A 24,711-nucleotide genomic window follows, 5' to 3' on the forward strand; every position below is an offset into this window, starting at 1 on the left:
CGCTCAGCGCGGCTGCTGGGTAAATGCCAGCGCGTCGCTCAGCGCGGGTGCCATCACACTGCCATGGTCCTCGCCCGCCAGCACCTGCATCTGCACGGCAAGCTCGGGCCATTGCAGCGCGCCCAGCTGCGCCGCCAGCGCCTGCGTGCGCTCCAGCATGCGGCGCTCGCGCTGCACGGCGGCGCGGGTCGGGGTGGCAGCGGCTTCGGCTGTCTCGAGGCTGCCGATGCGCAGCTGCAGCTGTGCGCGGAAGGGGCGCGGCGCGCCGGCATAGGCCTGCACGAAGCGCTCGGCCGTGCCCATCACCTGGCCGTTGTTCCACCACACCGAGGGGCTCGTCGCCGCATAGCGCGTGAACTGGGTGGGCCGCGTGAACAGTGCATGCAGCACCAGCAGGCCGCCGAAGGAGTGGCCGCTGAGCGTCTGGCGCAGCGGGTCCACGGGCAGCGCCGCCGCCACGCGCGGCTGCAGCTCGCGCGCGATGAAGTCCAGCAGCACCTCGGCCCCACCCGCCTGGGCCGTGGCCGCAGCGCCGGGCGCCGGGGGCGTGTAGTCGCGCTGGCGCTCGGCCGGGTGGATCACCGCATCGCCGGGGTGGCCGATGCCGACCACGATGGCCGCGTCGCTGCGCATCTCGCCGGGCCGGCCCGCGCCATTGCGCGCCAACTGCGCGGCCAGCGCGAAGGAGGCGTTGCCATCGAGCAGGTACAGCACCGGGTGGCCGGTGGACGGTGCGGGCCCGGCAGGGCGCTGCACCCAGATGCGCCAGGTGTGGCCGCTCACGGGGTCGCGCAGGTCCATCTGGTGCGTGCCGGGCAATTGCGCGGCGGGCGCCTGCAACAGCAGGGCCTGCGATGGCGTGGCGGCACAGCCCGCCAGCCACAGGCCGGCACCAGAGGCCAGCAACGCGCGGCGGGTGTTGCCGTGCAGGGGATCGGCGCCCATCAGAGGCTGGTCCAGTACACGCCGGTCAGCGGGATGGGCTGGAAGCGGGTGAACATCTCCTGCAGCGTTGCACGCGGGTCCAGGTCGGCGAACAGCTCGGGGTGCTGCCACTTGGCAAACACCTGCACCGCGACCACGTTGAAGGGTGAGTTGTAGTAGTGGTGCCAGATGGCGTGGGCGCGGCCCGGCTGCTGCACGGCCTGCAGCTGGGCGATGCCGCGGCGCTGCGTGGCGCGCACCAGGGAGGCGCGCGCGGCCTCGGGCGTGGCGTCCGCGCCGAGCACGATGCGCAGCGGCGACTTCTGCGCCGTGGCCATGCTGCCGATGCCCGTGCCGATGTACAGCTGCGGCTGCGTGGCGATCAGGAACTCGGGGTTGAGGGTGCCGTGCTCGCCGGGGATCAGGCCGCGCGCCACGTTGTTCGCGCCGCCCGCATCCATGAGCAGGCCCACCAGGCCGACCATGGTGGCGCAGCACTCGTCGGACAGGCCCACCCGGTTCTCCAGGAACACCGTGGGGTGGCGGGTGCTGGCCGGCGCGTTGCGCAGGCGCGACTCCACGCGCTCGAGCTGGGCGCGCCAGAAGGCGACGAACTCGTCGGCCTCCTTGCGCTTGCCCAGCACCGTGCCCAAGAGTTCCATGCTGCGCACCGTGTTCTTGAGCGGGTCGTGGCGGAAGTCGATGAACACCACGGCCACGCCGGCCGCCTCCAGGCGCGCCAGGGTCTCGCGGTCGTTCTTGCTCGGCCCGTGGCCACCCGCCAGGCCCAGGATGGCGACCTGCGGGCGCAGCGCGATGGCCTGCTCGTCGCTGAAGCTGCCGGCGCTGTTGCGGCCCACGCGCGGCACCTTGTCGAGCTGCGGGAAGCGGCCGCGCCACTGTGCGTAGCCGGCTTCGTCCAGGCTTTCGTAGTCGCCCATCATGCCCACCAGGCGGCGGGCCGGGTCGTCGCGCTCGAACACGGCCAGCGCGGGCAGCAGCCGGCCTTCACCAAGCAGGATGCGCTCCACCCTGGCCGGCAGCTTCACGCTGCGGCCCGCCAGGTCCGTCACCGTCTGGGTGGCAGCGGGCGCCTGCTGCGCATGCAGGGGCGGGCACCACAGCACCAGCAGCGAGAAAAGGCCGGAAAAGGCGAACAGCGCCGTGGCGCGCAGGAAGAAGAGGGGCATGGTCGGCGGGCAGTCCGTGCAAACGTGGCGAGAAACCCCCAAAGTGAAGAATTTCACTATTGAGAATCATTTGCATTTATTGTGACAGCTTGCTAGCATCCCATGCCTGCGGGCCCGCCGTGTTTGCCCCGCAAAGAAAAACCTTTGCGCCAGCGGCCCTGCGTCCGCGCCCCTGCTCTTCCTTCTTTTCCATCCGACCACCCATGTCCGTTGTCAGCCCGTTGAACGTCACGTCCGCGGCGCCTGCGTCTGCTGGCATGCAGGCGTCGCTGCAGCGCCACCTGAAACGCCTGCATGTGCTGCGCCCGGGCCTGCACCTGCACGCCGACGACGTGGCCGACACGCAGGACTTCAGCGCCAGCGGCGACATGGAGGCCGGCCTGCGCATCGTGGTGCTGCTCGAGGGTTCGGTGGACGTGAGCTACGGCCCGCGCCGGGTGGCCCTGTCCAGCAGGGCCGACACGGGCCTGCCGCGTTCCCATGGTCCCGGGCCCGGTCTGCCGCGTGCCCTGCTGGTGTCGGTGGCGCAGCCCGAGCGCTTCGAGCGGCGCGCGCGCGGCGGCTCCTATGCCCGGCGCGTGAGCGTGGGGCTCGGTGCCGAGTGGCTGGAGCAGGTGGCCGGGCCATCGGCGTCCGATGCCATCGACGACTTCCGCCGGCAGCACCTGGCCATGCACCACTGGCAGCCCTCGGCGCGCATCGCCGCGCTGGCCGAACAGATTACCCGCGCGCCCGACCTGAGCCCGCTGCTGCTGCACCTGTACCTCGAAAGCCGCGCGCTGGAGCTGGTGGGCGAAGCCCTTGCCAGCCTGGACCAGCAGGCCAGCGGCCCGGCACCGGCCCCCGTGCCCGCCCCGGCGCCCGTGCCATCGGCCCTGCGCCTGCTGCCGCACGAGCACCGGCGCATGCGCGACCTGCACGCCTTTTTGCAGACCGAGGGCGCCATGGACCTGTCGCTCGACGCGCTGGCGCGCCAGGCCGGCACCAATGCCAATACCCTGCAGCGGCACTTCAAGGCGGTGTACGGCACGACGGTGTTCGACTTCGTGCGCGAATCGCGCCTGCAGCGCGCGCGCCAGGCGCTGGAGCGTGATGGCTGTTCGGTGGCCCAGGCGGCGCTGGTGGCGGGCTACAACAGCGCCGCCAACTTCGCCACGGCCTACCGCAAGCGCTTCGGCATGCCGCCCAAGCTGGCGCGCGGCAGGGTTTGAGGGCCCGGGGCGCCGCGCTGCGGCAAACATCTTTGTTGCCCGCGCAAACACGGGCGCACAGGCCGCGTGGAATCATCGTTGACACAACTTGCAACCAGGTTGCCTGCCGGATTCCAGGGCCGCAGCGCCCACAGGGCGCCGGTGCGGCCCATGGGGTGAATCACAATCATTCCGCTTTCTCTCGGCCTCCGGTGGAGCCTGGTTTTCGTCTTCCATGCTTCTTTCCAGGACCACCATGCACACCACACGCCGCCCGACCCGGGGCACTTTCCAAGCCCAGCCCTTCGCCCTGCGCCAGATCGCACAGGCCTGCGCGTGGACCCTGCTCGCGGGCAGCGGTGCTGCCATGGCCCAGCAGGCCACCACGGCGCCTTCGCTCAAGGAAGTGACCGTGAACGCCGCCCCCGAATCCCCTGAGAGCCTGCCTGCTGCAGCGCCCGGCGGCCAGGTCGCCAAGGGTGCGCGCCTCGGTATCCTGGGCAACGTGGGCGTGATGGACACGCCGTTCAACACCACCGCGTACACGGCCGAAGGCATTGCCGACCAGCAGGCGCAGACCATCGGCGCCGTGCTCAAGAACGACCCCTCGGTGCGCAATTCCACCAACGAGGGCCATGTGGTGGAGAACTTCGTGATCCGAGGTTTCGGCGTGTCGGCCAACTCCCTGGCCATCAACGGCGTGTACGGCCTGGCGCCCGAGCAGAACACCCCCACCGAGATGTTCGAGCGCGTGGAAGTGCTCAAAGGCCCCGGCGCCATGATGATGGGCCTGCCGCCCGCAGGCGACGTGGGCGGCGCCATCAACCTGGTGCCCAAGCGCGCCGGCAAGGACCCGCTGACCCGGGTGACCACCACGTATTCAACGAAGTCCAACGTGGGCGTGCATGCCGACGTGGCGCGCCGCTTCGGTCCGGAACAGCGCCTGGGTGTGCGGGTCAACGGCGTGCTCTCGGGCGGCGAGACCTGGCTCGACCACCAGACCAAGAAGCGCGAGATCGGCCACCTGGCGCTGGACTACCAGGGCGCCGGCTGGAGCGTGGAGGCCGACGCCTATTCGCTGACCAACAAGGTGCGCAAGGGCGTGACCATGCAGCCCATCATCACCGGCTGGACCACGGTGCCGCGCGCACCCGATGGGTCCACCAACTTCTTCTACGGCGAGGGCGTGTTCAGCAACACCGAGACGCAGGGCCTGATCGTGCGCGGGCAGGCGCAGCTCAACGCCGGCTGGACGGCCTTCGCCTCGGCCGGCCGGGCCCAGCACGCCTACGACGGGTTCATCTTCGGCACCCGCCCCGTGTGGACCATGGCCAACGCCGCCAGCGGCAATGCCACGGGCACGGCCTACAACTCCTGGGGCGAGTACGAGACCACCACGGCCGAACTGGGCCTGCGCGGCCAGTTCAACACCGGTGCCGTGGCGCACAAGCTCACGCTGGCGGCCAACCTGCTCGATTACGAAGGCGGCAGCCGCGGCAACGGCACGGCCAACATCACCAGCAACCTCTTCAACCCCACGCCCATCACCATGCCGGCGGGGGCGGCAGCGTCCACCTTCACCCGGTACAACGACGACGTGCTCACCGGCCTGAGTCTGGTGGACACCCTGTCCATCGCCGACGACAAGCTGCAGCTCACCCTGGGCCTGCGCGCCCAGCAGGTACACCAGAAGCTCGCCAGGTACAAGGAAACCGCCGTGACCCCGCTGGTCGGCGTGGTCGCCAAGCCCTGGGGCGAGAACATCTCGCTGTACGGCAACTACGTGGAAGGCCTGAGCGCCGGCACCACCGTGAAGGCCCCCTACGCCAACGAGGGCGAAACCTTCAAGCCCTACAAGAGCAAGCAGATGGAGGTCGGCGTGAAGTGGATCACGGGCGGCATCACGCAGACCGTGAGCCTGTTCCAGATCAGCAAGCCCGCGTTGATCGAGGCCAACAACCGCCAGTTGCTCGATGGCGAGCAGCGCAACCGCGGCGTGGAATGGAACATCTTTGGCCAGGTGGCCCAGGGCCTGAGCCTGCTGGGCGGTGTGGCGTATACCGACGCCCAGCAGACCAAGACCACCCGGGGCGTGAACCAGGGCTTGGCCCAGTTCGGTGTGCCCAAGCTCACGCTGAACCTGGGCGCCGACTGGGCCATCCCCGGCGTGCAGGGTCTGGCCGTCTCGGGCCGGGTGAACCACACCGGCGCCCAGTGGCTCACGGGCGACAACAGCGTCAAGCTGCCCGGCTGGACCACGCTGGACGTGGGCGCACGCTACGCCCTGCGCCTGGGCGCCCAGCCCGTGGTGCTGCGCGCCACGGTCACCAACCTGGCCAACAAGGCCTACTACGACAGCATCTGGGGCGCAGGCCGCGTGAACGTGGGCGCACCGCGCGCCGTACGCCTGTCGGCAGCATTCGATTTTTAACGAGGGAGTCTTTGCATGGGGCGTTTTTCCAGGGGTGGTGGCAGTTTTGCGGCGGCAGCGTGTGTCCTGGTGGGCGCGCTGCTGCTGATGACTCCGGCCGGTGCGCAGGCGCCTGCGGATGCGCCGCTCGGTGCGGGCGGGCAGGTGCAGGGCGCGCTCGCCGCCATGACCACACGCGCCCATGGCATCACGGCCCAGCCCGGCGACCTGGTGCGCGGCAACCTCACGGGCGCCAGCATGCGCCTGGTGCTCACCAACGCCGAGGGCAAGCGCGAGCGCGTGCTGGCCACGGGCGTGGGTGAGCTGCAGGAGTTCGTCTTTGTCGCCGGGCCCAACCCGCCCTATGCGCTGGAGGTACGCGCCCCCGTGGCCGGCAGCTACGGCCTGCGCGTGACCGAGGTCGTCACCCGCGCGCAGCAGGTGCCGCCGCCCGAAGTGATCGAGAGCCCGCGCATCCGCGCGCTGCAGCAGGCCCTGGCCGCAGGCGGCAGCACCGATGCCTTCTGGGCCGAGGTGCAGGGGCGCGGTGCCCCCCTGGTCGAGACCGATGCCGAGCCCGCCAAGGACGGCACGGTGCGGGTCACCTTTGTGTGGCGCGGCGCGCAGCGCAATGCCTGGCTGTTCGGCGCGCCCTCGGGCAACCACGATCCGCTCATGCGCCTGGGCGACTCCGACGTCTGGTACCGCAGCTACCGCGTGCCCACCGGCACGCGCCTGGGCTACAAGCTCGCGCCGGACGTGCCCGAGCTCAATGCATCGCCCATGGTGCGCCGCCGCGCCATCATCGCCACGGCGCAGCGTGACCCCTTCAATGCGCACAGCTTTCCGGACCGGCCCATCGACATCTATGCGGGCGAATCGGTGTTCGAGCTGCCCGACGCACCGCCCCAGCCCTGGGTGGCCGAGCGCCCCGGCGTGCCCAAGGGCACGGTCGAGCCGCACCGCATCACCAGCCAGGCCCTGGGCAACACGCGCGATGTCGCGCTGTACCGCCCTGCGGGCTGGCAACCGGGTGCGAGCGGCAATGCGCTGCTGGTGCTGTTCGATGGCGACACCTACCAGAAGGAGGTGCCCACGCCCACCATCCTCGACAACCTGATCGCGGCCGGCGAACTGCCGCCCATGGCCGCCATCCTCATCAGCAACCCCAGCCGCCAGGCGCGCGGCGACGAACTGCCGCCCAACCCGGCGTTCGCCCGCTTCCTGGCCACCGAGCTCATGCCCTGGGCCCGCAGCCAGGGCGTGGCCGCTGCGCCCGCGCGCACCGTGGTGGCGGGCGCCAGCTACGGCGGGCTGGCCGCCGCCTACGCGGGGCTGCAGCACCCCGAGTGGTTCGGCAACGTGTACAGCCAGTCCGGCTCATTCTGGTGGGGCGCGCCGGGGCAGGAGCCCTCATCGCTCACGCGCGACTACGTGCAGGCCCCCGTGCGGCCCGTGCGCTTTTACCTGGAGGCCGGCCTGTTCGAGGGCAACCGCACCGGGCAGGTCGGCATCCTCGAATCCACGCGCCACCTGCGCGACGTGCTGCGCGCCAAGGGCTATGCCGTGCAGCACCGCGAGTACGCGGCCGGGCACGACTACCTGCACTGGCGCGGCACCCTCGCCACGGGGCTCACCGCGTTGTTGGGAAAGAAGGCCGCTGAGTAGCGGTATCAGGTGCCGCCGACATAGGGGTTGCTCTTGCGCTCCCGGCCAAAGGTGCTTTCCGGGCCATGGCCAGGAATGAACACCGTCTGGTCGCCCATGGGCCACAGCCGCCCGGTGATGCTGTCGATCAGGTCCTGGTGGTTGCCCTGCGGGAAATCCGTGCGCCCGATGCTGCCCGCAAACAGCACATCGCCCACGAAGGCGCGGTCGATCTGCGGCGCGTGGAACACCACATGGCCGGGGGTGTGCCCCGGGCAGTGGCGCACGTGCAGCGTCTCGTTGCCGATCTGCACGGTGTCGCCGTCGGCCAGCCAGCGCGTGGGCGTGAAATGCTGCGCCGGCGGAAAGCCGAACATCGCGCTTTGCTGCGGCAGCGCATCGATCCAGAACTGGTCGCCGGGGTGCGGCCCCACGATGGGCAGTGACAGCCGCTCGGCCAGCTCGCCGGTGCCGCCCGCATGGTCGATGTGGGCGTGGGTCAGCCAGATCTGGTCGAGCGTGAGGCCCAGGCGCTGCACCTCTGCCAGCAGCACGTCGAGGTCACCGCCGGGGTCGACGATGGTGGCTTTGCGCGTGGCGTCGCACCAGAGGATGGAGCTGTTCTGCTGGAAGGCGGTGACGGGGACGGTGAGGTAGTGGAGCATGGGTGGGGATTTCTTTGGTCGGTATTAGACATCGACCGCGCCCCGGCCAGTGCCTGCCGCGCAGGCCTTGGCGGCTACAGCTTGCCAAACCGCTTCTCAAACCACCGGTCCAGCAGCGCCTTCTCATACCGCAGCCGGTCCCCGCTCGAGTACCTGTTGCTGGGCACCATGAAGTTCAGGTCGCTGAGCGTGTCTTCTCCGCCGGAAACTGGGGCGCTGCCGTCGCGCACCAGGCTGTAGCGCAGCTTGATGCGCGGCCCCGTGATGTCGGTGACCACGCGCACGTCCGAGCCGCCAACGCCCAGGGGCGGGAAGTGGCCGGCCAGGTCGATGTCCAGCACCTCGATCCTGAGCGTGTCGCTCGCTGCCAGGCCGCGCGTGGCCAGGCGCTGCAGGTGCTGCTCCACATCGCGCAGCACCTGGGCGCGGTCGGGTGCGTTGGCCACGGGGTGGGCGTAGCTGGCGTCGGTGTACTTTTCCGGCGCGATGAAGGCGACGCTGGCGGTGCCTGCGAACGCGGTGGCCGTACCGGCGGCGATGCAGCAGGCGGCCAGCATCAGCAGGCGGGAAGGGCGTTGTCGGTGCTGCAGCAGCATGGTGGGTTCCTCCATCAGGGTGAGTATGACGATGGATGGAGACCTGGGTTCCCGCGGGGAATAGGGGAGGGGTGGCGGGCGCCGGTCCTCCGACCTCCGGCCGGAAAACGGCGAACGGTGGACCAGTCTGGGGATGGGAGGGTGCGCAATGGGGCGGCAGCGTGTGCCCTGGAAGGCCCGCTTTCGTTGCAGTGATGCAACAGATCGATAACTACTTTGCTGCGAATTTTGTAGCAACCGGTCGCGCCTTGCGGCCGATTCGGGTTTTCCCGGCCCGGTGCGAAGGGGCCGATTGAGGGATTTACAGAGTGGAGCCTACCCCTCCCGCAGCTGCTAAATTAAAATGCGAATAGTTGTCGTTCTGATTTGTTTCAGCGAATGCAACCGGCTGGCCCTCGCGGCCCCGGTTGTACGACTTCCCACTATGCAACCGACCCGGCCACGGCCGGGCTTTCGCTCGTCTTTGCCTGTATTTCTCTATCTCGGCCCACACCATGCAATCCACGACCACCCGTGCGTCCCAGCGCTTCACCCCCCACCCCCTGGCCCTGCTGGTGTGCCAATGCCTGGGCGCCGGCCTGGCCGTGGCCGCGGTGGGCGTGGCGGCGCAGACCAGCACCTCCTCCAGCAGCACGCTGGATGAAGTGAAGGTGCGCGAGCAGGCCGAGGCCATCGGCGGCCTGCAAAAGACTTATCACGGCGGTCAGTTCGCGCGCGGCGGTGACCTGGGCATCCTGGGCCGAACCGACCAGATGAATGTGCCGTTCAGCACCACCAACTACACGAACGAGCTGATCCAGAACCAGCAGGCCCTGACGGTGGCCGACGTGGTGATGAACGACGCCTCCGTGCGCAGCCTGCAGGCGCGCGGCGGCTATGGCGACGACTTCCAGGTGCGCGGCCTCACGGTGTCCAACACCGATGTGAGCCTGAACGGTTTGTTCGGCCTGAGCCCCTCGACCCGCATTCCGCTGGAAATGATCGAGCGCGTGGAAGTGCTCAAAGGCCCCGGCGCCCTGACCAATGGCGTGGGCCCTGGCGGCAGCGTGGGCGGCAGCATCAACCTGGTGACCAAGCGCGCGGCCGATACGCCGTTGACGCGCCTGACCACCAGCTACATGGGCAAGGCCCAGTTCGGTGCCCACCTGGACGTGGGCCGCCGCTTCGGCGAAGACAACCAGTGGGGCGTGCGCGCCAACGCGCTGGTGCGCAATGGCGAAGGCAATGTGGACGGTGGCCGCCAGCGTGCCGACGTGGCAGCGCTGGGCGTGGACTACGCCGGCGGCCGCCTGCGCTGGTCACTGGACGCCTTCGCCACCGAGGGCAAGACCCAACAGTTCCGCCCCCAGACGGCCTTCCGCGCCGGCGTCACGCAGATGCCCGCGGCGCCGGACAACCGCACCAGCATCTACCCCGGCGCCAACCTGACGGACGACATGCGCACCGTGATGTCGCGCCTGGAGTACGACCTGAACGACAGCACCACCGTGTACGGTGGCGTGGGCTACACCCACAACACCAGTGAGCAGCACTTCCCGACCGCCGGGCTGCGCGTTGACGCTCTGGGCAACTTCACGGTGGCCAACGGCTACTACGACGCCTACAACAAGACGTCTTCGGCCGACGTGGGCCTGCGCACCAAGTTCCAGACCGGCGGCATCGGCCACACCGTGGCCCTGGCCACGAACTACCTGGACCAGGAGATCGGCTACTTCTACCAGCTGACCAGCACCTACGCCCCGTCCAACATCTACAACCCTGCTCCGCTGCCGACCATCAACTTCCCGCGTGGCAACCCCAGCAAGAGCAGCGAGCTCAAGCAGCACAGCCTGGCGCTGGCCGACACCATGTCCTTCGACAGCGGCCGCTACCTGCTGACGCTGGGCGTGCGTGACCAGACCATCGAGCAGGGCAGCTTCAACGTCAACACCGGCGCAGGCACCAGCTACTACAAGGCCAGCGCCGTGACGCCGCTGGCGGGCCTGGTGATCAAGCCGACGAAGAACATCTCGGTGTACACCAACTACACCGCCGGCCTGACCCGTGGCGGCACGGCCGGCCCGGGCACGGCCAATGCGGGCGAGACCTTCGCGCCGCAGAAGTCCACGCAGAACGAAATCGGCGTGAAGGTGGACTGGGGCCAGTTGACCACCCAGGCCGCCGTCTACCAGATCAAGCGCCCGAGCGCCCTGACCGACCCGGCCACCAACCGCTACAGCTTTGGCGGCGAGCAGCGCAACCGCGGCTTCGAGCTGACAGCCTACGGCGAAATCCAGCGCGGCCTGCGTGCCATGGCCAGCGCCTCGTTCAACAATGCCAAGCTCACGCGCACTGCCGGTGGCGTGAACCAGGGCAACGATGCGGCCGGCGTGCCCGACCGCACCTTCAACCTGGGCCTGGACTGGGATACGCCGCTGCAGGGCCTGAGCGTGAACGGCCGCGTGATCAATACCTCCGGCATGTACGCCGACGCCACCAACCGCCTGCGCGTGCCGGCCTGGACGCGCCTGGACATCGGTGCCCGCTACGCCACCAACGTGGCCGGCAAGCCCCTGGTGCTGCGCGCCAACCTGGAGAACGTGTCCGACAAGAACTACTGGGTGATCAGCAACTACGTGACCGTGGGCGCGCCCCGCACGCTGATGCTGTCGGCCGCTGTGGACTTCTGAGGTATGTGCATGACCGGAGTCTTGCCATGATGGCCGTGCTGCGCGGAGCCTGGCGCGCCGGGCCGCTGGTGTCGCGCATCGTTGCGGCCATCGGCGGCGGCTATGTGCTGGCGGCGCTGTTCAGCGTGGCCGTGCTGGCATTGCCCCTGGCGCGGCCGCAGGCTGTGATCACGGGCATGCTGGCCAGCTTCGCCATCTATACGTGTGCGGTGATCTGGGTGTTTGCCGTGCGCAGCGCCTGGCGCGCCTGGGCCGGGCTGGTGGTGGCGGCCGTGCCGCTGCTGCTGGCCGCATGGACCGTGTGGTCCTCTGCAGGAGCTTCCCAATGACGACGAACAACAACGACGCAGCGCTGGATGAGCCCAAGGCGCCGGGCATTCGCCAGACCATGTCGGACCTGCACGCCTGGGCCGGCCTGCTGTGTGGCTGGTTCCTGTATGCGATGTTTCTCACGGGTACCGTGAGCTACTTCAAGGACGAGATATCGCAGTGGATGCGGCCCGAGCTGCCGCACCGCGCGGTGGTGCCCGATGCGGCCGAGTCGGCCCAGCGCATCGCCAACCAGCTCATCGCGCTGGTGCCCAATGCGCCGCAGTGGAGCATGCGCCTGCCCGACGAGCGCTACACCACGGTGGACAGCTTCTGGCGCCTGCCGCGCGGGCAGGGCCCGGCGCCCAACGGGCGCAACTTCGGCAGCGCCAACTTCGATCCGCTGACCGGCGAGAAAGTGGCATCGCGCGAGACGGTGGGGGGCGAGTTCTTCTACCGCTTCCACTTCCAGTTCCACTACATGCCCGTGCTCTGGGGCCGCTGGCTCGCGGGCTTTTGCGCCATGTTCATGCTGGTGGCCATCGTCAGCGGGGTCATCACGCACAAGAAGATCTTCACCGACTTCTTCACCTTCCGCTGGGGCAAGGGCCAGCGCTCGTGGCTGGATGCGCACAACGCGCTGTCGGTGTTCGGGTTGCCGTTCCACTTCATGATCACCTACACCGGCCTGATCACGCTGATGGCGCTGTACATGCCGTTCGGCGAGCAGGCGGTGTACAAGACACCGGCGCAGAAGCAGGAGATGACCTCCCAGCTCAGCGCCTTCATCCAGCCCGGCAAGGCCACGGGCCAGCCGGCGCCGCTGGCACCGGTGGACGAGATGGTGCGACAGGCCCAGGCGCGCTGGGGCGAGGGCAACGTGGGCCGCCTCACCTCCACGAATGCCGGCGACTCCGCGGCGCGTGTGAGCGTGACGCGCGGCGAGGAGGGCCGGGTCTCCATGAGCCCGCAGTACATGCTGTTCGATGGCGTGAGCGGCAAGCTGCTGGAGGTGAAGGAAAGTGTGGGCCCTGCGGCCGAAACGCGTGGCGTGCTGTACTCGCTGCACCTGGGGCGCTTTTCCGACCTGCACATGCGCTGGCTGTACTTCATCGTGAGCCTGGCGGGCACGGCCATGGTGGGCACGGGCCTGGTGATGTGGACCGTCAAGCGCCGCCAGAAGCTGGGCAACCCGGAGCGGCCGCATTTCGGCTTTCGCCTGGTGGAAAAGCTCAACATCGCCAGCATCGCGGGCCTGTCCATCGCCATGGCCGGCTTTCTCTGGGGCAACCGCTTGCTGCCGCAGGGCATGGCCGAGCGCACCGCCTGGGAGGTGCATGTGTTCTTCATCGTCTGGGCGCTGACGCTGGCGCACGCCATGCTGCGCCCCTCGCGCCGCGCCTGGATCGAGCAGTTCTGGATCGGCGCGGCCGCGTTGGCCCTGCTGCCCGTGGTCAGCGCACTGACCACCGAGCGGCCGCTGTGGCGCAGCCTGGCCGAAGGGGATTGGGTGTTCGCCGGCTTCGAGCTCATGCTCTGGGTGCTGGCCGGCCTGCACGTGTGGCTGGCGGTGCGCACGGCGCGCCACCAGGGGCCCAAGCGCCGTGCGGCGCGCGCGCCCGCGGCCTCCAACCTGCCCGCCGGCGCAGCCATGGCCAAGGAAGGTGCCTGATGGTCCACGCAGCCACCTTCCTGGTCTGCCTCGTCGCGTTCGCGGCGCTGGCGCTGGGCACCGAGCGCCAGCAGGACGAGCTGTTCGGCCAGCCGCTGGCGCCGCGCACCACCTGGCTGTGGCGCCTGCTGGGCTGGGGCGCTTTGGCCCTGGCGCTGGCCATCATCGTGCAGGCGCAGGGCTGGGGCATGGGGCTGGTGAGCTACAGCGGCCACACCAGCCTGGCGGCCGGCATCGTGCTGGGCGCGCTGATCATGCACAGCCGCACGCGCGGACGCCGCTGACGCAAGCGTTCAGCGGCGAGCCGCCGCTTCGGCCCGTCGGCGCGCGCGCAGCATAAGTGCCTGGGCTGCGTAGCCAATGGCAAAGATCCCGAGCCACGCGAGCAGCGCGCCGCGCACGAGGGGCGAGTCCGGTCCGGATGCCAGCGGCTGCGCGGGCGGCAGGCGCGTCAGCGTTTCGTTGATGCCAGGCACCAGCAACAGGAAGACGCTGAACGACCATCCCAAAGTCGCCAGGTAGGCACTGGCCCGCCCGAGGAACGAGAGTTTCGGTGCCAGCCAGGCGCCGAAGACCGCGAGCAGCGCCAGGATGCCCAGCGCATGCCCGGCGTTGAACCCACCGGTGCTCGACAGGCCGAAGGCCGTGAGCACCGAGAGCACCAGGCCGCCCAGGTACACGCGGCCGGAGCGGGTACCTGGATCGATGCCGCCGAAGCGGGCAAAGCTGTAGAGCGCCGCGCCCAACGGCACGAGGCTGATCGCGGTGTGGGCGATGCCGAGGAGGGAGAGGGGATTGGGCATGGAAAAGGGTCTCGTGGAGGGTGTTGTCTGGTGACGGGGCAGTCTAGGATGGCGCGCCACGAGCGGGGGTGACAAGTGCATGACAAAGCTGTCATCCAGCGCCTGCTGCGCGCCTTTGCCCCAGAATCACCCGCATGAAGATCCTGGTCATCGAGGACGACCCCAAGACGGGGGACTACCTGAAGAAGGGCCTGCGCGAGAGCGGCTACAGCGTGGACCTGTCGCGCACGGGCACCGACGGGCTGCGCATGGCGCTGGCCCATGCCTACGACCTGGTGGTGCTGGACGTGAGCCTGCCGGGCATCGACGGCTGGCAGATCATGCCGGCGCTGCGCGAGAGGGGCGATATGCGCGTGCTGTTCCTCACGGCGCGCGACCAGTTGAGCGACCGCATCCGCGGGCTCGAACTGGGCGCGGACGATTACCTGGTAAAGCCGTTCTCGTTCACCGAGCTGGTGCTGCGCATCCGCACCCTGCTGCGGCGCGGGCCAGCACGCGAGGCCGACGTGTACCAGGTGGCGGGTCTGCGCCTGGATGTGCTGCGGCGCAAGGTCACCCGCGAAGGGGACGAGATCGCGCTCTCGAACAAGGAGTTTTTGCTGCTGCACCTGCTGGTGAAGCGGCAGGGCGAGGCGCTGCCGAGGACGCTGATCGCCTCCGAGGTCTGGAACATGAACTTCGACAGCGATACCAATGTGGTCGATGTCGCGGTCAAGCGCCTGCGTGCCAAGGTCGACAAGCCGTTTGCCACGCCGCTGATCCATACCGTGCGCAATGTCGGCTATGCCTTTGGCGACCCGCCCTCGGACCCGGTCGGAGGTGGCGATTGATGGTGGTGTCGCGCTGGTTGCCCCGTTCGCTGGCCGTTCGCGTGACCCTGCTGTGCGGGCTGATCGCGGTGTCTGTCACCGGCATGCTGGGGGGCAACTACTTTTTTGCTGCGCGCAGCGCCATTCTCGCCCATGCCGACGAGCAGTTGATCATGCGGGTGGAGCGGCTGCGCCGCCTGCTCGCCGATGCGCGCAGCGTGCAGGAACTGCGCGACCAGGCGATGCTGCTCGAGGCCCTGTCGGGCAGTTCGGGCGATGTCTTTGTTCTGCGCCACACGGGCGAGGGACCGTTGGTCGAAGTCAACCCGGCTCAGGTGGCGCCACCGGCCTGTGCCGTACCCGTCGCCTTCGAGAGGCCGCTGGCGCGCGCCGATGTGTGCCACAGCGAGACCCCGGGCATGCCCCGCATGCACTGGGCCGCGGGCGCGGCCCGCTCGGGCCACGACGGGCGGATGGTGGAGGTGCTGGCCGGGCATGCGCTGGCCAGCGAGATGCAGATGATCCGGCGCAGCCGCGACCAGGTGCTGTTCAGCACCTTCCTGGCGGTGCTTGCCTGTTCCTTGCTGGTGTACTGGGTGCTGCGCCATGGCCTGAGGCCCCTGCACCGGGTGGCGGCGCAGGCCTCGCTGATCGAGCCGATCAACCTGGCGATCCGCCTGTCCGAGCACGATGCGCCGCTGGAACTGCAGCAGATGGTGGCGGTGTTCAATGCCATGCTGGAGCGCATCGCCACCGGCTATGGCCGGCTGTCGCAGTTTTCAGCCGATCTGGCGCACGAGATCCGCACACCGGTCGGTGCCCTGATCGGGCAGACGCAGGTGGCGCTTAACCGCACGCGCAGCCCCGAGGAATACCAGCAGGTGCTCGAATCCAACCTGGAGGAATTGAACCGCCTGCACCGCATCGTCGATGACATCCTGTTCCTTGCCCAGGCCGACCACGCCACGCTGCAGATCGAGCGCACGCCGATGGACATGGCGGCCGAGCTGCAGCGCATCGCCGACTACTTCGAGGGCCCGGCAGACGAAGCGGGCCTGCGCTTTGCCGTACAGGCCAGTGGCACCGCACGGGTGAACCCGCCACTTGCCCTGCGTGCGCTGCACAACCTGGTGGTCAACGCCGTGCGCTACAGCACGCCCGGGACCGTGGTGCGCCTGGCAGCCTTCGCGCAGGAGGGGTCTTCAACGATGGTGGTGGAGAACGAGGGCCTGCCGATTCCGCCCGCGCAGATGGAGCGGCTGTTCGACCGCTTCTACCGGGCCGAGGCCGTGCATGAACGCCCCGCCGAGTCCAGCGGCCTGGGCCTGGCGATCGTGAAGGCCATCATGGACCTGCATGGGGGCGAGGTCCGGGCCTCGTGCCCGGCATCGGGAACGATCCGGTTCGAGCTGCACTTTCCACACTGAGCAGAACGCGGGCATCCCCGCAGGATCACATCTTGAAGTCGTAGCCGATGGTGATCGGCGCGTGGTCCGAGAACTTCACATCCTTGTAGATGGCCTCGGTGCGTGCCAGCGCCGCCATGGCGGGCGTGGCCAGGTGGTAGTCCAGCCGCCAGCCCACGTTGTTGGCATAGGCCTGGCCGCGGTTGCTCCACCATGTGTAGGCCGTGTCGGTGGCCGTGGGTTGTAACTGACGGTAAACGTCGATCAGGCCGCCGCCTTCATCAGTTGTGTGCAACAACTTTGTCATCCAGGCCCGTTCCTCGGGCAGGAAACCGCTGTTCTTCTGGTTGCTGCGCCAGTTCTTGAGGTCGATCTGCTGGTGCGCGATGTTGACGTCGCCGCACAGGATGAGTTCGCGCCCCTGCTTGAGCTGCATGAGGTGCGGGTGGAACTCCGCGAGGAAGCGGTATTTGGCGAGCTGGCGCTCCTCGCCCGAGGAGCCGCTCGGGAAGTAAGCACTGATGATGGACAGCTTGCGCTTGGGGGTGTCAAAGCGCAGCTCGAGGTAGCGGCCTTCGGCATCGAACTCGGTCGAACCGTAGCCCACGACCACGTCGCTGGGCTGGTGGCGGGTGTAGATGCCCACACCCGAATAGCCCTTCTTCTGGGCGTAGTGGAAGTGGCCGTCCATCTCGGCCAGGCGCTCGAAGCGTGTGGCGATGTCAGCGGCCTGCGCCTTGACTTCCTGCACGCAAATACAATCTGGCCGTGTGGCAGCCATCCAGCTTTCCACCCCTTTGGTGGTGGCCGAACGGATGCCATTGAGGTTGAGGCTGGTCAAATTGAACAAGGAATTTCCCATGGTAGATGTAGGTAGCCAGGGCCCGGAGCAGGGCCAGCTGGCGCAGGACTTTGTACGGTTTGCCGTCGAATCGGGCGTGCTGCGCTTTGGGGAGTTCAAGACCAAGGCCGGGCGCCTGAGCCCCTATTTCTTCAATGCGGGCCTGTTCGACGATGGCGGCAAGATGGGGCGCCTGGCCGAATTCTATGCAAAAGCCCTGATCGCCAGCGGCATCGAGTTCGACATGGTGTTCGGCCCGGCCTACAAGGGCATCCCGCTGGCCGCCACCGTGGCGGTGGAACTGGCGCGCCAGGGGCGCAATGTACCCTTTGCGTACAACCGCAAGGAGGCCAAGGACCATGGCGAGGGCGGTAGCCTGGTGGGCGCGCCGCTCAAGGGCCGGGTGCTGATCGTGGACGACGTGATGTCGGCCGGCACTGCGGCACGCGAGTCGATTGCCCTCATCCAGGCCGCAGGCGCCACCCCCCATGCGGTGGCCATTGCGCTGGACCGGCAGGAGAAAGCCACCGAAAATGGACTGGACGTGGAGCACAGTGCAGTGCAGTATGTGCGCCAGCAGCTTGGCATGAAGGTTTGCACTATCGCCAAGCTGGCAGACTTATTGCTGTACCTATCGCAAACAGGGGGGGCGGAGATGCGCGCCCACCACGAGCGGGTGTCCGCATACCGGGAGCGGTACGGGGTGAACGAAGGGTAACTAGTTGCACAAGACGGCGTGGCTCATTGGTGAGTTGGCATTGGCAGGTCTGGCCACGGCATCTGCGTGGGCGCAGCAGGCGGGTCCTGTGGGCAGCATCTACACCTGCACGGACCGCAATGGGCGCAAGCTCACGGCGGACCGGCCGATTGCCGAGTGTGCGGACCGCGAGCAGCGTGAGCTGGCCCCTTCGGGCATGGTGCGGCGCCAGGTGGGCCCTGTGCTCTCCGAGCAGGAGCGTGCGGTGGTCGAGGCGCGCCAGCGCAAGGAAGCCGAGGAGCGTGCCCGCGCCGTGGAAGAGCGCCGCCGCGAGCGCGCGCTGACGGCGCGCTACCCCGACAAGGCAGCCCACGACGTGGAGCGCAAGGCCGCCATCCAGATGGTCGAAGACGTTGCCGCCACCGCAGAAAAGCGCATCGTCGAGTTGCGCCAGCAGCGCAAGACCATGGACACCGAGATGGAGTTCTACAAGAAGGACCCGAGCAAGGCGCCAATGGTGCTGCGCACGCGGATCGCCGAGAACGAAGACAGCATTGCCGAGCAGCAGCGCTTCATTGCCGGCCAGGGCGACGAGAAGCGCCGGGTACACCAGCGCTTCGATGCGGAACTGGCGCACCTGCGCAGGCTGTGGGATGAGCAGCGGGGCGTTGCGGTGCCCGGCGCTGCCACCCCGGCATCGACCGGCGGTTCACGCTGAACCGCGACCCCTGGACGGGGAGGCCTGCGGCAAACACCTTCCTGGGGGTGGAAGGCGCCTGCAGGACCGTATCAGCCTGACAGCTTGGCGCGCAGCAGGTCGTTGACCTGTTGCGGGTTGGCCTTGCCCTTGCTCGCTTTCATGATCTGACCCACCAGCGCGTTGAAGGCCTTGTCCTTGCCGGCACGGAACTGGGCCACGTTGTCGGCATTGGCGGCGATCACCTCGTCGATGATGCCCTCCAGCGCGCCCGTGTCGTTCATCTGCTTGAGGCCTTTGGCCTCGATGACGGCATCCACGTCGCTGGATTCACCGGTCCACAGTGCTTCGAACACCTGCTTGGCGGCGTTGTTGGACACCGTGCCGTCGGCGATGCGGCCGATCAGCGCGCCCAGCTGGGCGGCCGTCACGGGCGATGCGTCGAGCGCCATGTCGTTGGCGTTGAGGCGGCGCGAGACCTCGCCCATGATCCAGTTGCTGGCCAGCTTGGGCTGGCCGCTGGCCTGGGCTGCGGCCTCGAAGTAGGCGGCCATGGCCTTGCTCTGGGTCAGGGTGGTCGCGTCGTACTCGGGCAGGCCGTAGTCGGCCACGAAGCGCGCGGCCATGGCGCGCGGCAGCTCGGTCATGAGGGCGCGCTGCTCGTCCACCCACGCGCGCGAGATCTGCAGCGGCGGCAGGTCCGGATCGGGGAAGTAGCGGTAGTCGGCTGCGTCTTCCTTGGTGCGCATGGCGCGGGTCTCGCCCGTGTCGGGGTCGAACAGCACGGTGGCCTGCTGGATGGTGCGGCCGTCCTCGATCTCCTCGATCTGCCAGCGGATTTCGTAGTCGATGGCCTGCTGCATGAACTTGAAGCTGTTCAGGTTCTTGATCTCGCGGCGCGTGCCCAAAGGCCCGCCGGGCTTGCGCACCGAAACGTTGGCATCGCAGCGGAACGAGCCTTCCTGCATGTTGCCGTCGCAGATGCCGATCCAGGTCACGATCTTGTGCAGCTCGCGGGCGTAGGCCACGGCTTCTTCGGACGAACGCATGTCGGGCTCGGTCACGATCTCCAGCAGCGGCGTGCCGGCGCGGTTCAGGTCGATGCCGCTCTGGCCGATGAAGTCTTCGTGCAGCGACTTGCCCGCGTCCTCTTCGAGGTGGGCGCGCACCAGGCGCACGGTCTTCTTCTCGTCGCCCAGGAAAAACTGCACCTCGCCGCCCTGCACCACGGGGATCTCGAACTGGCTGATCTGGTAGCCCTTGGGCAGGTCGGGGTAGAAGTAGTTCTTGCGCGCGAAGATGCTCTCGGGCGCGATGTGCGAGCCCAGCGCCAGGCCGAGCTTGATCGCGCATTCCACCGCGGCACGGTTCATCACCGGCAGCGTGCCGGGCAGGGCCAGGTCCACGGCGCAGGCCTGGGTGTTGGGCTCGGCGCCGAAGGCCGTGGCGGCGCGGCTGAAGATCTTGCTCTGGGTGGCGAGCTGGGTGTGGGTCTCGAAGCCGATCACGACCTCGTAGCCGTGGATCAATTTGCTTGCTGTCATCGTCGTCATGTCACAGACCTCCGGGTTGGCGGAGGTGAAAGTCGGTGGCCTGCTGCAGCCGGTGCGCTGCGTTGAGCAGGCGCGCTTCCTGGAAGTAGTTGCCGATGAGCTGCAGGCCCACGGGCATGCCGCCTTCGCCAAAACCCGCGGGCACGCTCATGCCGGGCAGGCCGGCGAGCGAGCCGGGCAGCGTGAAGATGTCGGCCAGGTAGTCGGCCAGCGGGTCGGCGCCATGCTCGCCCAGCTTCCAGGCCACGGTGGGGGCCACGGGGCCGGCGATCACATCGCACTGCGTGAAGGCCTGCTGGAAGTCGTCGGCGATCATGCGGCGGATCTTCTGCGCCTTGAGGTAGTAGGCGTCATAGTAGCCATGCGAGAGCACGTAGGCGCCGATCATGATGCGGCGCTTGACCTCGTCGCCAAAGCCTTCGGCGCGGGTCTTCTTGTACATGTCCTCCAGGTCACCGTAGTCCTTGGCGCGGTGGCCGAACTTCACGCCATCGAAGCGGCTCAGGTTGGACGAGGCCTCGGCCGGCGCGATGATGTAGTACACCGGGATCGACAGCTCCGTACGCGGCAGGCTGATGGGCACCAGCTTGGCGCCGAGCTTCTCGTACTCCTTGAGCGCGCCGTCCACGGCGGCGCGTACGTCGGGCGCCAGGCCCTCGCCGAAGAATTCGGCCGGGATGCCGATGCGCAGGCCGTCGATGGAGTCGTTCAGCGAGCGGCCGAAGTCCTCGGCCGGCATGTCGATCGAGGTCGAGTCGCGGTCCAGGTCGGGGCCACACATGGTCGACAGCAGCAGCGCGCAGTCCTCGGCCGTACGAGCCATGGGGCCGGCCTGGTCCAGGCTCGAGGCGAAGGCGATCATGCCGTAGCGCGAGGCGCGGCCGTAAGTGGGCTTGATGCCGGTGATGCCGCAGAACGAGGCCGGCTGGCGGATGGAGCCGCCGGTGTCGGTGCCGGTCACGGCCGGCGCCAGGCGCGCGGCCACGGCCACGGCACTGCCGCCCGAGGAGCCGCCGGGGATGCGCGCGGTGTCCCAGGGGTTGCGCACCGGGGCGGGTGCGTCGAAGCCCACGGGGACCACGGCCGAGTTTTCGTTGGCCGAGCCCATGGCGAATTCGTCGCAGTTGAGCTTGCCCAGGGTCACGGCGCCGGCCTCGGCCAGCTTGCGCACCACGGTGGCGTCAAAGGGCGACTGGTAGCCCGCCAGCATCTTCGAGCCGGCGGTGCTGGGGAAGTCGCGCGTGACGAAAATGTCCTTGTGCGCCAGGGGTACGCCCTCGAGCGCACCGGCCGTGCCGGCCGCAAGGCGCGCATCGGCCGCCTGGGCCTGGGCCAGGGTGACGTCTTCGTTGATCGCCACGTAGGCGCCCAGCGACTGGTGGCTCTTGGCGCGGGCGAGGAAATGCTGGGCTGCCTCCACGGCGGACACCTGGCGCTCGCGCAGCTGGGTGGCCAGGGCGGTGACTGTCAGGTCGTGCAGGTCTGTTATTTGCTTGTTCATGCCTGCCTCACTCGATCACTTTGGGCACGAGGAACAGGCCACGCTCCACCGCAGGGGCACTGCGCTGGTTGGCTTCGCGCTGGTTCGGTTCGCTGGCCACGTCGTCGCGCAGGCGCAGGGCGACTTCCCGGATGGCTGCAACGGGGTGGGCCAGGGGTGTCAAGTCCCCGGTATCCACAGCGCGCATCTGCTCCACGATGTCGAAAAAGCCGTTGAGTTGCGTGAGCATGCGCTCACTTTCGCTCGCGCTCAATTCCAGTCGCGCCAGGTTGGCGATTCGACCGATGTCCAGGGATGTCAGTGCCATAGGGAAAAAATTCGGGAGAAACCAGATGTAAAGCTGAAATGGGGGGTAGGGCCAGGGGAGTTATTCACAGGGGATAGGGTATTATCCCGGCTTTGCCGCAATACCCTCCCTCATGCCGGTCATTGTGCGAAAAAAGCGAAATTTGACCCCGTAAACCCGGCGATGGCAGGCCGATGCGCACGCCATGCCTGAGAGGATTCTTGAATGTTCGGAGCTTTCCGTCGGTACTTCTCCACCGACCTGGCCATTGATCTTGGCACAGCCAACACCCTGATATTCGCCCGCGACAAAGGCATTGTGCTCGATGAGCCCTCTGTCGTCGCCATCCGCCACGAAGGCGGACCCCACGGTAAGAAGGTCATCCAGGCCGTAGGCCATGAAGCCAAGGCCATGCTGGGCAAGGTGCCCGGCAACATCGAAGCCATCCGGCCCATGAAGGACGGCGTGATCGCCGACTTCGTGATCACCGAGCAGATGATCAAGCAGTTCATCAAGATGGTGCATCCGCGCACGCTGTTCACCCCCAGCCCGCGCATCATCATCTGCGTGCCCTGCGGCTCCACCCAGGTCGAGCGCCGCGCCATCAAGGACGCGGCCGAAGCGGCTGGCGCCACCGCCGTCTACCTGATCGAAGAGCCCATGGCCGCCGGCATCGGCGCCGGCCTGCCTGTGTCGGAAGCCAGCGGCTCCATGGTCGTGGACATCGGCGGCGGCACCACCGAAGTGGGCGTGATCTCGCTGGGCGGCATGGTCTACAAGGGCAGTGTGCGCGTGGGTGGCGACAAGTTCGACGAAGCCATCATCAGCTACATCCGCCGCAATTACGGCATGCTGATCGGCGAGCCCACGGCCGAATCCATCAAGAAGAACATCGGCTCGGCCTTCCCTGGCTCCGAAGTGCGCGAGATGGAAGTCAAGGGCCGCAACCTCAGCGAAGGTGTGCCGCGCAGCTTCACCATTTCCAGCAACGAAGTGCTGGAGGCGCTGACCGATCCGCTCAACCAGATCGTCTCGGCCGTCAAGAACGCCCTGGAACAGACCCCGCCCGAACTCGGTGCCGACATTGCCGACCGCGGCATGATGCTGACCGGCGGCGGCGCGCTGCTGCGCGACCTGGATCGCCTGCTGGCCGAGGAAACCGGCCTGCCGGTTCTGGTGGCTGAAGACCCGCTGACCTGCGTGGTGCGCGGCTGCGGCATTGCGCTGGAGCGCATGGACCGCCAGGGCAGCATCTTTACAAGCGAGTAAGTTCCCCGTGCCTGCGCGCTGCGCAGGCACCCATCGCGCTGAAATGGCATGACCGCAACCGCACCGATGCTTTTTGAGCCGTGCCCCTGGCCGCGTTGGCACGCCGCCTCGCAGACCCATCGCTGAGCGCCATGCCTCTGGGAACCCTGGAGCGCAGTGCGCCTCCCTTCTTCAAGCAAGGACCTTCGGCCTTGTCACGGCTGGCACTCTACAGTGCGCTGGCCCTGTTCCTCATGGTGGCGGACGTGCGCTTCAAGCTGACCGGCCCGTTCCGCCAGGCCGTGTCCACCGTGCTCTACCCCGTGCAGTGGCTCATGCTGCAGCCGGTGGAGTTCGCCGGGCGCGGGGCTGGCTACTTCCAGAACCTGCAGACGGCGCAGCAGGACGCCGACACCGCGCGCAGCAAGATGGCGCAGATGTCGCAGCGCGCAAGCCAGGCCGAGCAGCTGCTGCTGGAAAACGAGCGCCTGCGCAAGCTGCTCACGCTACGCGAGCGGCTGGACACGCCGGCCCAGGCGGCCGAAGTCATCTACGACACGGCCGACCCCTACACCCGCCGTGTGGTGGTGGACAAGGGCCACATGGCCGGCGTAGAGCTCGGCTCGCCCGTGCTCGACGAGGCCGGTGTGCTGGGCCAGGTCACGCGGGTGTTTCCGCTGCTCGCCGAGGTGACCCTGTTGATCGACCGCGACCAGGCCATTCCGGTGCTCAACATCCGCACCGGTGCGCGCGGTGTGGCCTATGGGGATCCCGTGGCGGGCAACAGCGGTGGCATGGAGCTGCGCTTCATGCCCGCGAATGCCGACGTGCGCGAAGGCGACCTGCTGACCACCAGCGGTGTCGATGGCTTGTACCCCTCGGGCCTGCCCGTGGCCAAGATCGTGCGCGTGGAGCGCCGGGCCGACTCGGCCTTTGCGCGCATCTACTGCGAACCGCTGGCCCAGGTGCAGGGCGCACGCCACGTGATGCTGCTCAAGCCGCTGTCAGGCCACATCCCGGAGCGGCCCGAGCCGGCACCGGCGCCCACTGCGGGCAAGAAGGGGCGCCACAAATGATCATGCCGCGCGGCCAGCCGCTGCTGCTGCCCGTCAATCCCGTCTTCATCGCCGCAAGCCTCGCGGTGGGGCTGGCCATCAACATGCTCCCCCTGGGGCGCGTGGTCTGGACACCCGACCTGCTGATGCTGCTGATCGTGTTCTGGAGCGTGCACCAGCCGCTGCGCATCGGCATGGGCACGGCCTTTTTGCTGGGCCTGTGCATGGACGTGCAGCAGTCCGCGCTGCTGGGCCAGCATGCGCTGTCCTACGCGGTGCTGGCCTTCGGCGCCATCGCCATCCACCGGCGCCTGCTGTGGTTCAGCGTGCCCTCGCAGGCGCTGCAGGTGCTGCCGCTGTTCCTCATCGCGCATTCCATCGAGTTGCTGGTGCGCGTGGTATCGGGCGGCATCTTCCCCGGCCTGTGGGTTTTCGTGGCGCCGGTGCTGGAGGCGCTGCTCTGGCCGCTGGCCAGCTGGGTGCTGCTGGCGCCGCAGCGCCGCCCGCCCGATCGCGACCAGAATCGCCCGCTATGACCCCGGT

23 protein-coding genes are annotated in these 24,711 nt (G+C 68.3%); 14 read left to right on the forward strand and 9 right to left on the reverse strand.

Annotated elements, in window-relative coordinates; genetic code table 11:
* Window positions 1–3 precede the first annotated feature (3 nt).
* A complete protein-coding gene (locus AC0IZS_RS10315; RefSeq protein ID WP_471635554.1) occupies window positions 4–945 on the reverse strand; it encodes an alpha/beta hydrolase in 942 nt (313 codons plus the stop codon).
* Complete coding sequence (locus AC0IZS_RS10320; protein ID WP_471635555.1) at window positions 945–2,114, reverse strand: ABC transporter substrate-binding protein; 1,170 nt, start codon at window positions 2,112–2,114, stop codon at window positions 945–947. Before AC0IZS_RS10320 ends, AC0IZS_RS10315 begins: the two co-directional genes overlap by 1 nt.
* 203 nt (window positions 2,115–2,317) lie before the next feature.
* Between AC0IZS_RS10320 and AC0IZS_RS10325 the strand changes: the two genes are divergently transcribed.
* From AC0IZS_RS10325 to fes, 3 genes are all read left to right on the forward strand, one after another.
* Window positions 2,318–3,325 carry a helix-turn-helix transcriptional regulator gene (locus tag AC0IZS_RS10325; protein ID WP_471635556.1) on the forward strand — a complete coding sequence of 336 codons (1,008 nt, stop codon included), beginning with the start codon at window positions 2,318–2,320 and terminating at the stop codon, window positions 3,323–3,325.
* Between the two features lie 235 nt (window positions 3,326–3,560).
* Window positions 3,561–5,735: a TonB-dependent receptor gene (locus tag AC0IZS_RS10330; RefSeq protein WP_471635557.1), complete on the forward strand. Its 2,175-nt coding sequence runs from the start codon at window positions 3,561–3,563 to the stop codon at window positions 5,733–5,735.
* A 15-nt stretch (window positions 5,736–5,750) separates the two neighbouring features.
* Window positions 5,751–7,382: an enterochelin esterase gene (gene fes / locus AC0IZS_RS10335; RefSeq protein ID WP_471635558.1), complete on the forward strand. Its 1,632-nt coding sequence runs from the start codon at window positions 5,751–5,753 to the stop codon at window positions 7,380–7,382.
* Between the two features lie 5 nt (window positions 7,383–7,387).
* Here fes and AC0IZS_RS10340 read toward each other — a convergent pair whose 3' ends face one another.
* Complete coding sequence (locus tag AC0IZS_RS10340) at window positions 7,388–8,026, reverse strand: MBL fold metallo-hydrolase (RefSeq protein WP_471635559.1); 639 nt, start codon at window positions 8,024–8,026, stop codon at window positions 7,388–7,390.
* 74 nt (window positions 8,027–8,100) lie between these two features.
* On the reverse strand, window positions 8,101–8,622 hold the full coding sequence (locus AC0IZS_RS10345; protein ID WP_471635560.1) for a DUF3016 domain-containing protein: 522 nt from the start codon (window positions 8,620–8,622) through the stop codon (window positions 8,101–8,103).
* A gap of 494 nt (window positions 8,623–9,116) precedes the next feature.
* Here AC0IZS_RS10345 and AC0IZS_RS10350 point away from each other — a divergent pair, with 494 nt between their 5' ends.
* From AC0IZS_RS10350 to AC0IZS_RS10365, 4 genes are read left to right on the forward strand one after another with little or no spacing between them, the layout of a single operon-like run.
* The gene (locus AC0IZS_RS10350) at window positions 9,117–11,291 is read left to right on the forward strand and encodes a TonB-dependent receptor (RefSeq protein WP_471635561.1); all 2,175 of its coding nucleotides are present in this window, start codon (window positions 9,117–9,119) and stop codon (window positions 11,289–11,291) included.
* 26 nt (window positions 11,292–11,317) lie between these two features.
* Complete coding sequence (locus AC0IZS_RS10355) at window positions 11,318–11,620, forward strand: DUF3649 domain-containing protein (protein ID WP_471635562.1); 303 nt, start codon at window positions 11,318–11,320, stop codon at window positions 11,618–11,620.
* On the forward strand, window positions 11,617–13,272 hold the full coding sequence (locus AC0IZS_RS10360) for a PepSY-associated TM helix domain-containing protein (RefSeq protein WP_471635563.1): 1,656 nt from the start codon (window positions 11,617–11,619) through the stop codon (window positions 13,270–13,272). Before AC0IZS_RS10355 ends, AC0IZS_RS10360 begins: the two co-directional genes overlap by 4 nt.
* Window positions 13,272–13,556: a DUF3325 domain-containing protein gene (locus tag AC0IZS_RS10365; RefSeq protein WP_471635564.1), complete on the forward strand. Its 285-nt coding sequence runs from the start codon at window positions 13,272–13,274 to the stop codon at window positions 13,554–13,556. Before AC0IZS_RS10360 ends, AC0IZS_RS10365 begins: the two co-directional genes overlap by 1 nt.
* A 9-nt stretch (window positions 13,557–13,565) precedes the next feature.
* Here AC0IZS_RS10365 and AC0IZS_RS10370 read toward each other — a convergent pair whose 3' ends face one another.
* The gene (locus AC0IZS_RS10370; protein ID WP_471635565.1) at window positions 13,566–14,075 is read right to left on the reverse strand and encodes a hypothetical protein; all 510 of its coding nucleotides are present in this window, start codon (window positions 14,073–14,075) and stop codon (window positions 13,566–13,568) included.
* Window positions 14,076–14,209: 134 nt separating this feature from the next.
* Here AC0IZS_RS10370 and AC0IZS_RS10375 point away from each other — a divergent pair, with 134 nt between their 5' ends.
* Together AC0IZS_RS10375 and AC0IZS_RS10380 are read left to right on the forward strand one after the other, a co-directional pair.
* The gene (locus AC0IZS_RS10375; RefSeq protein ID WP_471635566.1) at window positions 14,210–14,905 is read left to right on the forward strand and encodes a heavy metal response regulator transcription factor; all 696 of its coding nucleotides are present in this window, start codon (window positions 14,210–14,212) and stop codon (window positions 14,903–14,905) included.
* Entirely contained in the window at window positions 14,905–16,311 is a 1,407-nt protein-coding gene (locus AC0IZS_RS10380; RefSeq protein ID WP_471635567.1) for a heavy metal sensor histidine kinase, read from the forward strand. Before AC0IZS_RS10375 ends, AC0IZS_RS10380 begins: the two co-directional genes overlap by 1 nt.
* Window positions 16,312–16,336: 25 nt before the next feature.
* On the opposite strand, the gene AC0IZS_RS10385 is transcribed toward AC0IZS_RS10380, so the two are convergent.
* Complete coding sequence (locus AC0IZS_RS10385) at window positions 16,337–17,140, reverse strand: exodeoxyribonuclease III (protein ID WP_471635568.1); 804 nt, start codon at window positions 17,138–17,140, stop codon at window positions 16,337–16,339.
* Between the two features lie 10 nt (window positions 17,141–17,150).
* Here AC0IZS_RS10385 and pyrE point away from each other — a divergent pair, with 10 nt between their 5' ends.
* Together pyrE and AC0IZS_RS10395 are read left to right on the forward strand one after the other, a co-directional pair.
* Window positions 17,151–17,849 (forward strand): orotate phosphoribosyltransferase, encoded by a 699-nt coding sequence (pyrE, locus tag AC0IZS_RS10390; protein WP_471635569.1) that lies wholly within the window; start codon window positions 17,151–17,153, stop codon window positions 17,847–17,849.
* A 4-nt stretch (window positions 17,850–17,853) separates the two neighbouring features.
* On the forward strand, window positions 17,854–18,546 hold the full coding sequence (locus AC0IZS_RS10395; protein ID WP_471635570.1) for a DUF4124 domain-containing protein: 693 nt from the start codon (window positions 17,854–17,856) through the stop codon (window positions 18,544–18,546).
* Window positions 18,547–18,617: 71 nt separating this feature from the next.
* On the opposite strand, the gene gatB is transcribed toward AC0IZS_RS10395, so the two are convergent.
* From gatB to gatC, 3 genes are read right to left on the reverse strand one after another with little or no spacing between them, the layout of a single operon-like run.
* The gene (gene gatB / locus AC0IZS_RS10400; protein WP_471639498.1) at window positions 18,618–20,069 is read right to left on the reverse strand and encodes an Asp-tRNA(Asn)/Glu-tRNA(Gln) amidotransferase subunit GatB; all 1,452 of its coding nucleotides are present in this window, start codon (window positions 20,067–20,069) and stop codon (window positions 18,618–18,620) included.
* A gap of 10 nt (window positions 20,070–20,079) precedes the next feature.
* Window positions 20,080–21,579 (reverse strand): Asp-tRNA(Asn)/Glu-tRNA(Gln) amidotransferase subunit GatA, encoded by a 1,500-nt coding sequence (gene gatA, locus AC0IZS_RS10405; protein ID WP_471635571.1) that lies wholly within the window; start codon window positions 21,577–21,579, stop codon window positions 20,080–20,082.
* A gap of 7 nt (window positions 21,580–21,586) precedes the next feature.
* On the reverse strand, window positions 21,587–21,886 hold the full coding sequence (gene gatC / locus AC0IZS_RS10410; protein ID WP_322594206.1) for an Asp-tRNA(Asn)/Glu-tRNA(Gln) amidotransferase subunit GatC: 300 nt from the start codon (window positions 21,884–21,886) through the stop codon (window positions 21,587–21,589).
* A gap of 204 nt (window positions 21,887–22,090) precedes the next feature.
* On the opposite strand from gatC, the gene AC0IZS_RS10415 reads away from it, so the two are divergent.
* The 3 genes from AC0IZS_RS10415 to mreD all read left to right on the forward strand — a co-directional run bounded on the left by AC0IZS_RS10415 (window position 22,091) and on the right by mreD (window position 24,704).
* Window positions 22,091–23,134 (forward strand): rod shape-determining protein, encoded by a 1,044-nt coding sequence (locus AC0IZS_RS10415; RefSeq protein ID WP_007858125.1) that lies wholly within the window; start codon window positions 22,091–22,093, stop codon window positions 23,132–23,134.
* A gap of 131 nt (window positions 23,135–23,265) precedes the next feature.
* Window positions 23,266–24,189, forward strand: coding sequence for a rod shape-determining protein MreC (gene mreC, locus AC0IZS_RS10420; protein ID WP_471635572.1), 924 nt, complete (start codon window positions 23,266–23,268; stop codon window positions 24,187–24,189).
* Window positions 24,186–24,704, forward strand: a complete 519-nt coding sequence (gene mreD / locus AC0IZS_RS10425; protein WP_322594204.1) for a rod shape-determining protein MreD — start codon at window positions 24,186–24,188, stop codon at window positions 24,702–24,704. The genes mreC and mreD overlap by 4 nt, the downstream gene beginning before the upstream one ends.
* Window positions 24,705–24,711: the final 7 nt, after the last annotated feature.

Source organism: Acidovorax sp. AC410, assembly GCF_979253235.1.

Coding starts and splice junctions, on each gene's coding strand:
- AC0IZS_RS10345 (WP_471635560.1), bottom strand. CDS start 8,622: ATGCTGCTGCAGCACCGACAACGCCCTTCCCGCCTGCTGATGCTGGCC.
- AC0IZS_RS10340 (WP_471635559.1), bottom strand. CDS start 8,026: ATGCTCCACTACCTCACCGTCCCCGTCACCGCCTTCCAGCAGAACAGC.
- AC0IZS_RS10370 (WP_471635565.1), bottom strand. CDS start 14,075: ATGCCCAATCCCCTCTCCCTCCTCGGCATCGCCCACACCGCGATCAGC.
- gatC (WP_322594206.1), bottom strand. CDS start 21,886: ATGGCACTGACATCCCTGGACATCGGTCGAATCGCCAACCTGGCGCGA.
- AC0IZS_RS10315 (WP_471635554.1), bottom strand. CDS start 945: ATGGGCGCCGATCCCCTGCACGGCAACACCCGCCGCGCGTTGCTGGCC.
- AC0IZS_RS10380 (WP_471635567.1), top strand. CDS start 14,905: ATGGTGGTGTCGCGCTGGTTGCCCCGTTCGCTGGCCGTTCGCGTGACC.
- AC0IZS_RS10415 (WP_007858125.1), top strand. CDS start 22,091: ATGTTCGGAGCTTTCCGTCGGTACTTCTCCACCGACCTGGCCATTGAT.
- AC0IZS_RS10325 (WP_471635556.1), top strand. CDS start 2,318: ATGTCCGTTGTCAGCCCGTTGAACGTCACGTCCGCGGCGCCTGCGTCT.
- mreD (WP_322594204.1), top strand. CDS start 24,186: ATGATCATGCCGCGCGGCCAGCCGCTGCTGCTGCCCGTCAATCCCGTC.
- AC0IZS_RS10375 (WP_471635566.1), top strand. CDS start 14,210: ATGAAGATCCTGGTCATCGAGGACGACCCCAAGACGGGGGACTACCTG.
- AC0IZS_RS10355 (WP_471635562.1), top strand. CDS start 11,318: ATGATGGCCGTGCTGCGCGGAGCCTGGCGCGCCGGGCCGCTGGTGTCG.
- AC0IZS_RS10330 (WP_471635557.1), top strand. CDS start 3,561: ATGCACACCACACGCCGCCCGACCCGGGGCACTTTCCAAGCCCAGCCC.
- AC0IZS_RS10320 (WP_471635555.1), bottom strand. CDS start 2,114: ATGCCCCTCTTCTTCCTGCGCGCCACGGCGCTGTTCGCCTTTTCCGGC.
- gatA (WP_471635571.1), bottom strand. CDS start 21,579: ATGAACAAGCAAATAACAGACCTGCACGACCTGACAGTCACCGCCCTG.
- mreC (WP_471635572.1), top strand. CDS start 23,266: ATGCCTCTGGGAACCCTGGAGCGCAGTGCGCCTCCCTTCTTCAAGCAA.
- AC0IZS_RS10350 (WP_471635561.1), top strand. CDS start 9,117: ATGCAATCCACGACCACCCGTGCGTCCCAGCGCTTCACCCCCCACCCC.
- AC0IZS_RS10365 (WP_471635564.1), top strand. CDS start 13,272: ATGGTCCACGCAGCCACCTTCCTGGTCTGCCTCGTCGCGTTCGCGGCG.
- gatB (WP_471639498.1), bottom strand. CDS start 20,069: ATGACAGCAAGCAAATTGATCCACGGCTACGAGGTCGTGATCGGCTTC.
- pyrE (WP_471635569.1), top strand. CDS start 17,151: ATGGTAGATGTAGGTAGCCAGGGCCCGGAGCAGGGCCAGCTGGCGCAG.
- AC0IZS_RS10360 (WP_471635563.1), top strand. CDS start 11,617: ATGACGACGAACAACAACGACGCAGCGCTGGATGAGCCCAAGGCGCCG.
- fes (WP_471635558.1), top strand. CDS start 5,751: ATGGGGCGTTTTTCCAGGGGTGGTGGCAGTTTTGCGGCGGCAGCGTGT.